Here is a 12,239-nt window from a genome sequence, read left to right as displayed (position 1 = left end):
TCTAGTTTGGTGGGCGTGAGCTACGTACTGGTGGACAGGCCCCGCAAGGGGATCGCGCGGATCACGCTCAACCGGCCCGAGCGGATGAACGCGATGGCCTTCGACGTCATGGTCCCGCTGCGCGACGCGATCGAGAGCGCGTCCGCCGACAACGACGTCAGGGCGATCGTGCTGACCGGGGCGGGCGACGGGTTCTGCTCCGGGGCCGACCTCACCGACCCCGGCCCTCCCCCCGGCATCGACGGTCTGACGATCCCGTCGATCGCCCGGCGCGCCATGGAGATCCTCGACCGCGCCGTCCTTGCCCTGCGCCAGGCCCACCAGCCCGTCATAGCCGCGGTGAACGGCCCCGCGATAGGCGGCGGCTTCTGCCTTGCCATGGCCGCCGACGTGAGGATCGCCTCGGAGACCGCGGTCTTCCGCGCCGCGGGGATCACCAACGGCCTCACCGCCGCCGAACTCGGCCTGTCCTACCTGCTCCCCCGCGCCGTCGGCTCCTCCCGCGCCTTCGAGATCATGCTCTCCGGCCGCGACGTGACCGCCGACGAAGCCGACCGCATAGGGCTCGTCTCAAGAACCGTCCCCTCCGACGACCTCCTCACGACGGCCGAAGACCTCGCCGAACGCATGGCCTCCTTCAGCCGCGTGGGCACCGAGATGACCAAGCGCCTCCTCTGGTCCTCCCTTGACGCCGCGAGCCTCCAGTCCCACATGGAACAGGAGACCTACGCCCAGCTCTTCGTCCGCCTCACCACCCGCAACTTCGAGGAGGCCGTCCGCGCCCGCCGCGAGTCCCGTCCCCCGCTCTTCGAGGACTGACCCCTCCCCGAACCGATTCGCACACCCCTCCACCTCCTGGTAATGTTCTCCACGTCGAGCGGCACACCGCTCAACACCCGCGCCGCTAGCTCAGTTGGTTAGAGCAGCTGACTCTTAATCAGCGGGTCCGGGGTTCGAGTCCCTGGCGGCGCACCTTCTCAGTTGGGCCCGTTCCTTTTCGGAACGGGCCCAACTGCTTTTCCGGGCTTCGGTTTCCCATCAGGTGGGTTATCCACAGGCGTGATCTCCGGGTTCGGGCGGCCGGTGCGAGAATCGCGAGTGGACGGGCCCACGGTGGGGCCGTCGCGGGTCCACGGGGGTTCGCTGCTGGCGGGGAGGGCTGGAGATGAGCGGGCGCAGGCTGCGGAAGCTAGGGTTTCTGACGATCGGGTTGTTCGACGGGGATGATCCCCGGGCGGGGCATGAGGCGACGCTGGAGATCATCGAGCTGGGGGAACGGCTGGGGTTCGACAGTGCGTGGGTGCGGCACCGGCATCTGCAGTACGGGATCTCGTCGCCGGTGGCGGTGTTGGCGGCGGCGTCGCAGCGGACGAGCCGGATCGCGTTGGGGACCGCGGTGATCCCGCTCGGGTGGGAGAACCCGCTTCGGCTCGCGGAGGACCTGGCGACGGTCGACGTATTGTCCGGGGGGCGGTTGAACCCGGGCGTCAGCGTCGGGCCGCCGATGCGGTGGGAGAGCGTCAAGGAGGCGCTGTATCCGGATACCGCCGAGATCGAGGACTTCAGTTATGAGCGGGTGAGCAGGTTCCTCGACCTGGTGCGCGGGGAGAAGCCGCTCGGCACGGGCGGTACGCAGGGGTTCGAGGTCTTCTCCGACCGGGTGCAGCCGCATTCGCCGGGGCTCGCCTCGCGGCTGTGGTACGGCGGCGGGAGCCTGCGGTCGGCCAGGTGGGCGGGCGAGAACGCGATGAACCTGCTCACGAGCAGCGTCGTGCGGGCCGAGGAGTCCGAGGACTTCTCGGCGATCCAGCTCTCCCACATCCGCGCCTTCCGCGCGGCCCATCCCGACGGGGAGGCCGCCCGCGTCTCGCAGGGGCTGGTCGTCATCCCCACCGACACCGCGACGGCGGCCCAGCGCGCCAAGTACGCCGCCTATGCCGAGGCCCGCACGCCACGGACCAGGTCGCCGCAGGGCCCGGCCCGCATGATGTTCGCGCCCGACCTCGTGGGGCACTCCGCCGACCTCGCCGAACGCCTGGCCGCCGACCCCGCCTTCGCCGAAGTCGACGAGGTCGCCTTCGCGCTCCCGTTCACCTTCGCCCACGAGGACTACATCCAGATCCTCACCGACATGGCGGAACGCCTCGCTCCCGCCCTCGGCTGGTCCCCGTCCTTATGCCGCGGCAGGACGAGCCCGGTGTGGCCGGGCTCGTCCTGGGGTGCGGGGTCAGGACTGGCGGCGCATGGCGCGGATGCCGACGAGGAGGCCGACGGCGGCGAGGGCGAGGCCGGCGGTGAAGCCGTAGAGGACCTTGGTGGTGAGGACGTCGCCGGCCAGGAGGGCGCGTTCGGCGGTGACGATGTGGCTGATGGGGTTGATCGAGGCGGCGGTGCGCATCCAGGCGGGGCCGTCGTCCAGCGGGAGGAGCATGCCGGACAGGATCATGAGGGGGAAGATGAGGGACTGCTGGACCGCCCAGAACATCCAGTCGGTCTTGCGGCTCGCCATGGCGAGGGTATAGCTGAGGCTGCCCAGGCCCACGCCGAACAGGGCGAGCAGGACAAAACCGGCGAGGAGGCCGAGCGGGTCGGCGCGGTAGCCGAAGGGCAGGGCCACCGCGACGATCAGCGCGGACTGGACGATGATCGGGGCGATCTCCTTCAGCGCGCGGCCCACCAGCAGCGCCGACCGGGAGATCGGCGCGACGAGCGTGCGCTCGTGCGACCCGGTCTGCGCCTCGAACAGCAGGTTCGAACCCGTCGCGCCGGCCCCGAACAGCACGGTCATCACGAGGATGCCCGGCACGAACCAGACGAGCGTGTCGGCGGCGGTCCCGCCCGCCGACCCGACGAGCAGCGGCCCGAACAGCCCGAGGAACACCAGCGGCTGCAGCAGGCTGAAGATCAGCGAGAACGGGTCGCGCAGCACGGGCCGCATCTCCCGCACGAACACGTGCCACGTGTCCCGCAACGGCCTTTCCCGCACCACGGCAACAGAGGCGACAGAGGCGACAGAGGCGACAGAGGCGACAGACATAAGGACTCCTTCACACCGGGCGTCGCAAGCGACGCCGAAGACAAGAACAAGATCAAACTCCCGGCCCCCGCAACACGGCACCCGGGCGTGCGCCACGCGGCCGTGCGCGGCCCAGGGGCCGCGACACGCGGGCACCCGTCGCGCGGACCACCGGACCGCGGTTCCAACCGCCCTTCACGCACTCCGGGGCTCCCCGGGCGTGCGCTACGCGGTCGTGCGCGGCCCAGGGGTCGCGTCGCGCGGGCACACGTCGCGCGGACCACCGGATCGCGGTTCCGACCACGCTTCACGCACTCCGTGGCTCCCCCGGGCGTGCGCTACGCGGTCATGCGCGGCTCAGGGGTCGCGTCGCGCGGACCGCCGGGTCGCGGTTCCGGCCGCGCTTGACGCACTCGGGGGCTTCCCGGGCGTGCGCCACGCGGTCGTGCGTGGCTCAGGGGTCGCGTCGCGCGGACCGCCGGATCGCGGTTCCGACCGTGCTTCACGTGCTCCGGGGCTTCCCGGCCGTGCGCTACGCCCTCCCGGGCCCGCGTCGGACGCGTGTGACGCGGTCGCGCGGGCTCCTCCGTCGCGGGCGCCCTAACGCCTGTTACGCGGGCTCAGGGGTCGCGGCCTGCGGACTCGGGGATTGCGGCACGTGGGCTCGGGGGTTGCGGGACGGGGGCTCGGGGGTTGCGGGACGGGGGCGCGGGTTAGGGGGTTGGGGCGGGTTCTGGGGTTGTGGGGGATGTGTCGCCGGTGTCGCGGAGGGTGCGGCCGGTGAGGGCGAGGAAGACGTCGTCGAGGGTGGGTTCGCGGAGGGCGATCCGGTGCGGCGGGGCCGCGGCGGCGTCGAGGGCGCGGGTGAGTTCCGGGACGAGGGGGGCCGCGGAGTCCGCGGAGACGCGGAGGGTCAGCGGGTCGACGCGTTCGGGGGTGCGCGCGGTCAGCTTGCCGATGACGGGCGCGGCGGCCTCGGCGTCCTCGGGCGTGCCGAAGCCGATCGTGAGGGTGTCGCCGGCGAGTTCGGCCTTCAGCCGGTCGGCGCTGTCGTCGGCGATGACGCGGCCGTGGTCCATCACCAGGACCCGCTCCGCGTACTGGTCGGCTTCCTCGAGGTAGTGGGTCGTGAGGAAGACCGTCGTGCCGTGGGAGCGGCGCAGGTCGAGGATGTGCTGCCACAGGTTCGCGCGGCTCTGCGGGTCGAGGCCGGTCGACGGCTCGTCGAGGAACAGCACGCGCGGCCGGTGGATCAGCCCGAGCGCGATGTCGACGCGCCGCTTCTGGCCGCCGCTCAGCCCCGACACGGGCCGCTTCACCAGCGCCGCGAGGTCGAGCGAGTCGATCAGCTCGTCGGCGCGGCGCGCGGACTCCCGGCCGGACAGCCCGTAGAACGCGCCCTGGCTGAGCAGTTCGTCGCGAACGCGCTGGTTGTGCCCGGCGCTGTTGCCCTGGCCGACGTACCCGATCGCGCGGCGCACCGCGGCCCGCTGCGCGGACACGTCGTGCCCGGCGACGGTCGCGGTGCCCGACGTGGCGGGCAGCAGCGTCGTCAGCATCTTGATCGTCGTGGATTTCCCCGCGCCGTTCGGCCCGAGGAACGCCACGAGCTCCCCTTCCGCGACGTCGAGGTCGAGCCCCTCGACCGCGGTGACGGTGGCCCGCGCGACGGTGAAGGTCCTGCTGAGCCCACGGGCCGTGATGATCGGTGTGTCCATGCCGGCAACAGTAGGAAGAGACGCGGACGCTTCACGTCCTCGATGACGCCTAATCTGAGGGACATGGGAGAGAGCACCGCACGGACACTGAGCCTTCTGACCCTGCTCCAGGCGCACCGGTGGTGGCCGGGCGAGGAACTCGCCGCCCGCCTCGGCGTCACCACGCGGTCGGTGCGCCGCCGCGTCGACGCGTTGCGCGAGCTCGGCTACGAGATCGAGTCCACGCCGGGCCTCGGCGGCGGCTACCGGCTCGCGGCCGGCACCCGCATGCCGCCGCTGCTGCTGACCGACGACGAGGCCGTGACGGTCGCCGTCGGCCTGCGGGTCGCGGCCGCGACGGGGATCGTCGACGGGGAGAACACCGCGCTCAGCGCGCTGGCGAAGTTCGAGCAGGTGCTGCCGCCCGCGGTGCGCGAGCGGGTCAACGCGCTCGGCCGCTCGATCGAGCCGCGCGCGCCGCGCGGCGGGCCCGTGCCGTCGGAGCTGCTCGGCGCGCTCGCGCTGGCCTGCCGCGACCACGAGCGGGTCAGGTTCGCCTACACCGCGGCGAACGGCGACGAGACGCGTCGGCATGTCGAGCCGCACTCGCTGCGGTCGGGCGACCGCAAGTGGTTCCTCGTCGCGTGGGATCTCGGCCGCGAGGCGTGGCGCACCTTCCGGGTGGACCGGATCAGCGAGCTCGTCGGCACGGGCGTGCGGACCGAGCCGCGTGAGCTGTCCGAGGAGGACGCCGCCGAGTTCGTCATGGCGTCGACGTCCTACCAGGTCAGGCAGACCGCGAGCGCGATCCTCGACATGACGCTTGAGGAGACGCTGTCCCACTTCGGCCCGTGGGGCCGCAACGCCGTCGCGGTCGACGCCGCCCGCACGTCGTGGCCGTTCGGCGGCGACGACCACCGCACGATGACCACCGCCCTCGTATGGATCCCCGAGGGCGTCTCCTACGAGATCGAAGCCGACCGCGCCTACCTCGAGTTCCTCCGCGACCACGCCACCCGCATGCTCGCCGCCGCCGAAACCTCCCTGACCCACCTCGACGCCCCCGCGCCGCTCGCGGGCGGGGGCGCGGAGGGTTAGCTCCAGGCTGTGCGGGTTAGGGTGCGTTCGGCTAGGTGGAGGTGGACGGCGGAGGCTAGCCAGGCGCGGGCGAAGGGGGCGGGGTCGGGGTCGGTGAGGCGGCCGAAGGCGTCGCGTGGGCGTCGGTCGGCCTCCTCGGCGAGGGAAGCCGCCAGGGTCGCCGCGCCCGGGAAGCCCGTACGGCGCAGCCGGGAGGGGTCGGCGTCTCCGCGCAGGGATTGGGCCGTTGCCCTGCGGCCGCCGGAGACGGCGAGTTCTACCAGGCGGCGTATACGCCACAGAGGCGAGTCGGCCAGCGGGTCCGCAGGCGGCGCGCCGAAGGGCGGCTCGGGCAGCTCGGCGGGGAAGTGCCTGCCCTGGAGACGGTCGTAGCCGAGGTCGGCGTGGCCCTCCCACTCCTTGGGCAGCGTCAAGGTCGCCTCCCCGGACGGCGCGGGGGCGACCGCCAGGGGCACGAGCGCCGAGGCGCGTCCCGGCTCGATCCGCGCGACGACGCGCAGCCGCAGCCCCGGATGGTCGCCGATCCTGCGCAGGTTCTCCAGGTGGCCGAGTTCCGGGCTGCGCTGCGCGGGCAGCAGCCGCACGACCGTGCCCGGCGCGCCGTCCGGCAGCTCCTCCCTGGCCAGGACGTGGTCGCCGTCCGGGCCGAGGATCACCAGGTCGCAGCCGAGCGGGGTGCGGGCGCGCCGCTCGGCGTCCTCCGGGTCGGCGGCGTCGGAGCCGCCGAGCCGTTCCGCGACGCACTCGGCGAGGGTCCGTCCGAAAAGTCCTGGCGTGTCCCAGCCGTCGCCCTGCACCTCGGTGGCGCGCACGCCCTTGCCCGCGCCGAGGCGGCCGTCGTGCGAGACCGTCGCGCCGGTGACGAGCACGCCGGTCCGCGCGAGCCGAGCGTGGTCCAGGACCCCGCCCGCGAGCTCGACGGCGGCGGTGCCCGCGCTGCGCGCCCGCGCCACCCCGCCGGGCCGCACGTCCCCGAGGTCGTACCAGGCCCCGTCCGGCCCGATCAGGTGCGTGACGACGCCGCCGTACCCGGTCGCGCTGACCACCGGCTCCCGGAAGACGCCCTGCAGGCGCAGGCTCCCGCCCGGCCGGTAGGCGCGCCTCGCGGTGCCGACGAGCGCGGGATCGGGGTGCGCCTCGGCAAGGAGCGCGCTCGTGAGCAGCAGTTCACGCAACGCCGTAACGAGATCGCCAAGGCGGTGCCCGTCATAGCGCGCGCGGGCCGACCGCAGCCCCCGCACGACGCGCAGCGCGGCGGCCTCGGCCCGGTGCAGCCCCGCGACGCGCGCGGTGTGCGCGGCGCGCAGCAGCTCGGCCTGCGGCACGGCCCCCGCCGCCGGGACCCCGGCGGCGAGGATCGTCGCGGCGGCGCGGAAGAGGTCGTGCGCCGCGCGTACCTGCCGGGCGGAGGGCGGCTCCGCAACGGGCGCGGCGGCAGCCTCCTCCTTAGGCGACTCGGCTACCTCAGGCGTACTGGCCGGAGCCTCCACGGCCTCAACGACCGGGCACAGGCTGAGCACGGCGGCCCGGTGCAGGCAGCGCGGCGACAGCAGGCACGAGCACTCCGCCTGTGACGCGTCCGCCACGACGCCCGTAGGCCCCGGCCGCAAGGTGACCGTCGTGTCCTCCCCGCAGACGATCCGGACGACGCCGTCGCCGTCCGACGCCACAGGGAACGCCGCGTACTGCGCCACCGCCGCGTCGAGCTTCTTGCGCAGCCGCGTCGTCAGCGCCTCGACGGCTTCCGCGACGACGCCGGGGGCGGCGGGAGGGAGCGGGGAATCGGTCATCGGGTGTCTCCGCGAAGGCGTTCGCCGACCCAGCGGGCCAGCGCGAGCGGGCTGAGGGCTGCCACGGGCATCCCGGCGGCGGCGAGCTGCCGGGCGACGGGCAGGGAGTAGCGCGGTTTGCCCGTGTCGTCCAGGGCGGCGCAGCCCAGCAGGTGGACGCCGGACGACGTGAGCGCGCGCACCTCGCCGAGGAGCGCGGAAAGGGGCGCGCCCTCCTCGAAGTCGCTGACGGTCACCACAAGGGTCCGGCTCGGCACGGTGACGAGGCTGCGCGCGTGCGCGAGCCCCGCCGCGATGTGGGTGCCGCCGCCGACGCGCACCTCGAGCAGCAGCGACAGCGGGTCGGCGACCCTGTCGGTGAGGTCGATGACGTGGGTGGAGAACGCCAGGAAGTGCGTCGAGAGGGTGGGCACCCCGCCGAGGACGGCGGCCGTGAGCGCGGACCAGATGACCGACGCCTCCATCGAGCCGGAGACGTCGACGACGAGGATGAGCCGCCAGTCGGACTCGGTGCGGGTCCTCGTGGCGAACACCGGCTTCTCGGGGATGACGATGGTCGTCCCGTCCTCGCGGGTGCGGGCGTGCGCGAGGTTGGCGCGCAGGGTGCGCGGGAGGTCGAGCGGCCCGCCGGGACGCCGGGTCGGGCGCGGGCTGGCCAGGCCGGTGAGGGCGGGCCGCAGCCTTGTCGCCATCTCCTTGGCCAGTTCGTCCACGAGCCTGCGCACGAGCGGGCGCAGCTTGGCGAGCTGCTGCTCGGGCATGCCTCCCGCGAGGTTCAGCACCGAGGTCAGCAGTTCGACCGACGGCCGCACGGACGCCGGGTCGAGCTGCGCGACGACGTCGGTGCGGCCGAGGTCGACGGCCTCGCCCAGCACCTCCTCGCGCACCTCAGCGCCGAACAGCGCCTCGAGCTCGTCGGCCCACTCGCGTGCCGTCGGGAAGGACTCCTCGTTGCCCGCTCCTCCGCCCGCGGGGGCGAAGTCGGACGCGCCCTCGCCCTTACCGGCCCCGTACAGCTCGTCCAGCGCGCGCGCATGACGGCGGAGGTGGTCGGGAAGCTTCTCGCTCTGTCTGCCGAGCAGGAGCCTCCACCGGTCGGCGGGCTGAATCCCTGTGACGGGCTTGGCTTCGGTCTCCTTGACGTCGTCGCCTTCAACCGCCTCATCCGGCGCGGAAGCCGTCTCGGGGAGGGCGAGGCCGAGTGACCGGAGCGCGGACATGGCCGTCACGTCGGCGGCGGTCCACCGGGCGAGGAGCTCGGCTGGCGCGTCGAGGTCGGTCATGACGCGGTCGCCGAGCCGCTCGGCGACGGTGTCGAGCAGCCGTCCGCGCGCGGCGGGGGTCAGCGCCTCGAAGCCGTCGCGCAGGGCGGGCAGCCGGTCGAGGAACGCCTTGTCGGGCAGCTCCTCGATCCGTTCCATCAGCGGGTCGAGCGCCGCCGACGCGCTCTGCAGCAGCGGTCCCGCCGCCGTCAGCAGGCCGCGCAGCCGCCGCGCGAGCGACCGCCTGCCTTCCGGCGCGGTCGCGCCGTCGACCCAGCCCGCGACGCGCGCGCCGAGCGCGGGCGCGTCCTCGAGTTCGAGCAGCACCCGGACGGCCAGGGCGACGCCCTGCATCAGCGGGGAGCCTTCGCGGGCCAGGTGGTCGAGCGCCGCGCGCATGCGCAGGCCGAGCCGGTGTTCTGCGGCCCGGACGGCGAGTTCCACGACGGCCGCCGCGTCCTCGGGCCGGTCGCCGCCCGCGAGGCCGGGCAGGGCCTGCACGGCGGTCTCCAGCAGCACCTCGGCGAGCGCGGTCGCGCGTTCGCGCAGCGGCTCTGTCGCGCCGGGCAGGTGGCCGCGCCGCAGCCCCTCGGTGAGGTCGAGTCCGCCGATCAGCTCGGGCAGCGTCGCCGACGCCGGAAGCACCTCGCCCGCCTCGGCGAGCCGTACCTCAACGAGCTCCGGAAGATCGCACCTTGCGGCGGCCTCAAGTCCGCTAAGGACTGCGGCGCTCGTCGCGCCTCCTTCGGCGGACTGCCTGCGATGTGCCTCCGCGAGGGTGCCTGCGGCGGCCTGGGCGGCGGTCACTCCGCGCACGCCCGCGAGGTCGAGGCGGGCGGCAACCGACGGCGTCCAGGTCATCCGCCATTTGGTGGTGAGGGCTGACGCGTCGCCGGTTCCCGAGACCTCAAGCGCGCGCGCGTAGCCGACGCCACAGACGTCGAGACGCTGGAGCAGGATCTCGCGGCGGCGGTCGAGGTCGGACCGCAGCGGGTCGAGCCTGATCTCGCGCGACTCGGGCTCGTGCGGCCCCGGCAGGCGCAGCGCCTTCAGCTCGGCCTCCACCGACGGGCCGAGGCCCGAGCGCGGGGTGCCCGGGGCCGTCCTGCCCCTTTCCGCGCCGACGAGGACTGTCTCCAGGGCCTTGGCGAGGGCGCGGCCGCGCCCGAGGGTCTCGCCCTGACCGAGCACCGTCGTGACGGCCTCGACGAGCTCGCCGCGCCCCGGCGCGGGCAGCCCGCGCAGCGCGGCGAGGTCTTCGGCGACCCGCAGGGTCTCGGCGGCCTCGCCGGTGCCCGCGGGGTGGCCCGCGCCGCGCAGCGCCCGGCACACGTCGGTGATCGCGCGGGCCGCCGCGTCGCGCAGCGCGCCCGGGTCTCCTCCGGCGAGGTAGACGGCCTGCTGCCAGCGCGGGTCGCGGATGCCCGCCGGATAGCCGGAGCGCGAGTCGAGAAGGTCGAACGCGTACGGCACGAGTGACGTGGTCGCGCCCTCGCCCGGTCGCTCGGCGGCGGGGTCGAACGTCGCCGTGTCCCCCGCGCAAGCCTCCTCGGTGAGGGCCGCAGCGTGGAACGACCCGACGACGGCGACGACACGGCGTCCGTCGGAGACCGCGTGCCGCAGGACGGCCCGCATGTGCGCCTCACGGGCGAGGTCGACTGCCGAGACCTCCCCCTCCTCGGCGTCTGCGCGCAGCGCCCACCCGACGGCAAGGGCAGCCCGCCTTACCTCCTCGGGGGAGCAACCGGGGGCGAAGACTTCTACCGAGCGGTCCCACATGTCGTCGCCTTCGCGGCCGGTGGCCGTCGCCTGGAGGCCGTCGGCGTAACGGCGGGCGGACGACCCGTGCCGTTCGCCCGCCGACCAGCCGGGGTCGCCCAGCGGAAGGTCGCAGCACAGGACGGGCACGCCGTGCTCGCGCGCCCAGCGCAGCGCCGCGAGCTCGGGAGAGAAGTCGGCGAAGGGGTAGAAGCCGAGGCCGCCGTCGCTCTGCGCCCCGGCCAGGGCGACGGGCGCGACGGTGCCGGGGGCGGCCAGATGCGTCAGCCACGGCTGGAAGTCGGCGGGCAGCTCGACGCAGACGACGTCGGGGGCCGCCGCCTCGAGCAGCGCGGGGACCACCGCCGCGAGGGCCGGGCTGTGGTGCCGCACCCCCAGCAGGTACGGGCGCGCGCCCCCGGCGAGCGCCTCGACTGCCGCGCGCGGTTCGGCGGTCAACGCAGGGTCTCCCGCAGGTCCCACAGGCGACGCCACAGGGCGGAGCCCTCCTCGGCGCGGCGGCGGACCGGGCCGTCCCAGTAGCCGAGCAGCCTGTCGTGGTCGGCGGGGTCGTCCTTGCGCACGACGCCGAGCAGGTGGCCCGGCAGCAGGTCGACGACGTCGCCGGCGGGCAGGTAGGCGGTCGCGATCGCCAGGGACGCGGCCACCTGGACCGCCTCGGCCGTGGACATGACGGTGCCCGGCCGCTCCACGTCCCAGCCCTCGGCCGACCGTCCGGCGCGCAGGTCGCGGAAGACGGTGACGAGCGCGTCGAGGACCGAGGCGTCGACCCCGAAGGAGGCCCCGGCCCGCTCGACGGCACCGGTCGCCTGACGGCGGACGAGCGCGGTCTCGGCGGCCGGGTCGCCGATGGGCTCGACCGTCTCGAAGTTGAACCGCCGCTTGAGCGCGGCCGACATCTCCGACACGCCCCTGTCGCGCAGGTTGGCGGTGCCGATGACGGTGAAGCCCTGGGCGGCCGCGACGATGGCGTCGTCGGTTCCGGCGAGTTCGGGCACGCTCACCCGGCGGTCCGAAAGGATCGACACGAGCGCGTCCTGGACCTCGGGAAGGCAGCGGGTGACCTCCTCGACGCGGGCCACCCTGCCGCTGCGCATGGCGGTGAGCACCGGCGAGTCCACGAGGGCGTTGCGCGACGGGCCCTGCGCGAGCAGAAGCGCGTAGTTCCAGCCGTACCGGAAGGCGTCCTCGGTGGTGCCCGCGGTGCCCTGGACGGTGAGGGCGCTCGTGCCGCTGACGGCCGCCGCGAGCAGCTCCGACAGCATCGACTTGGCGGTGCCCGGCTCGCCGACGAGCAGCAGGCCGCGTTCCCCGGCGAGGGTGACGACGCAGCGCTCCACGAGGGCGCGCTCGCCGACGAACTTCGGGGCGATCTCCAGCTTGTCGGGCAGGCCGGGCGAGGCCGACGAAAGCACCAGCGGCTCGCCGCTGCCGCACACGAACGTGACGACGGCGCGGGGCGTGAGGGCCCAGCCAGGCGGGCGCGCCCCGGTGTCGTAGGCGGCGAGGAAGGCGAGTTCCTCGGCGTACCGCTCCTCGGCCGGCAGGATCTGCCGGGCGGGCGCTTGGGTCGTCATGGGTTTCCTCTCGGGGGTAG

7 protein-coding genes, 1 tRNA gene and 1 pseudogene are annotated in these 12,239 nt (G+C 74.3%); 4 read left to right on the top strand and 5 right to left on the bottom strand.

Translation table 11 applies throughout. From position 1 onward, the window contains the following. The first annotated feature begins 15 nt into the window (after positions 1 to 15). From R9X44_RS23630 to R9X44_RS23620, 3 genes and pseudogenes are all read left to right on the top strand, one after another. Positions 16 to 819, top strand: a complete 804-nt coding sequence (locus tag R9X44_RS23630) for an enoyl-CoA hydratase (RefSeq protein WP_319816442.1) — start codon at positions 16 to 18, stop codon at positions 817 to 819. Between the two features lie 79 nt (positions 820 to 898). Further along, positions 899 to 972 (top strand) — tRNA-Lys (locus tag R9X44_RS23625). A 193-nt stretch (positions 973 to 1,165) separates the two neighbouring features. Continuing rightward, a pseudogene (locus R9X44_RS23620) lies at positions 1,166 to 1,888 on the top strand (LLM class flavin-dependent oxidoreductase); the annotation flags it as partial. A gap of 339 nt (positions 1,889 to 2,227) precedes the next feature. Here R9X44_RS23620 and R9X44_RS23615 read toward each other — a convergent pair. Continuing rightward, complete coding sequence (locus tag R9X44_RS23615; protein WP_319816441.1) at positions 2,228 to 3,037, bottom strand: ABC transporter permease; 810 nt, start codon at positions 3,035 to 3,037, stop codon at positions 2,228 to 2,230. Positions 3,038 to 3,729: 692 nt separating this feature from the next. Then, the gene (locus R9X44_RS23610) at positions 3,730 to 4,722 is read right to left on the bottom strand and encodes an ATP-binding cassette domain-containing protein (protein WP_319816630.1); all 993 of its coding nucleotides are present in this window, start codon (positions 4,720 to 4,722) and stop codon (positions 3,730 to 3,732) included. A gap of 75 nt (positions 4,723 to 4,797) precedes the next feature. On the opposite strand from R9X44_RS23610, the gene R9X44_RS23605 reads away from it, so the two are divergent. After that, complete coding sequence (locus tag R9X44_RS23605; RefSeq protein ID WP_319816440.1) at positions 4,798 to 5,811, top strand: YafY family protein; 1,014 nt, start codon at positions 4,798 to 4,800, stop codon at positions 5,809 to 5,811. Here R9X44_RS23605 and R9X44_RS23600 read toward each other — a convergent pair. The 3 genes from R9X44_RS23600 to R9X44_RS23590 are packed head-to-tail and all read right to left on the bottom strand — an operon-like array spanning position 5,808 to position 12,219. After that, positions 5,808 to 7,601 carry an SWIM zinc finger family protein gene (locus R9X44_RS23600; RefSeq protein WP_319816439.1) on the bottom strand — a complete coding sequence of 598 codons (1,794 nt, stop codon included), beginning with the start codon at positions 7,599 to 7,601 and terminating at the stop codon, positions 5,808 to 5,810. The genes R9X44_RS23605 and R9X44_RS23600 overlap by 4 nt on opposite strands. Further along, complete coding sequence (locus tag R9X44_RS23595; RefSeq protein WP_319816438.1) at positions 7,598 to 11,080, bottom strand: vWA domain-containing protein; 3,483 nt, start codon at positions 11,078 to 11,080, stop codon at positions 7,598 to 7,600. The genes R9X44_RS23600 and R9X44_RS23595 overlap by 4 nt, the downstream gene beginning before the upstream one ends. Further along, complete coding sequence (locus tag R9X44_RS23590) at positions 11,077 to 12,219, bottom strand: ATP-binding protein (protein ID WP_319816437.1); 1,143 nt, start codon at positions 12,217 to 12,219, stop codon at positions 11,077 to 11,079. Before R9X44_RS23590 ends, R9X44_RS23595 begins: the two co-directional genes overlap by 4 nt. Positions 12,220 to 12,239 lie beyond the last annotated feature (20 nt).

Origin of the sequence: Actinocorallia sp. A-T 12471, assembly GCF_033875155.1 — a bacterium.
Lineage (GTDB): Bacteria > Actinomycetota > Actinomycetes > Streptosporangiales > Streptosporangiaceae > Actinocorallia.
Note: the sequence above shows the minus strand (reverse complement) of the source record. Positions and strands in the feature narration are given on the sequence as shown.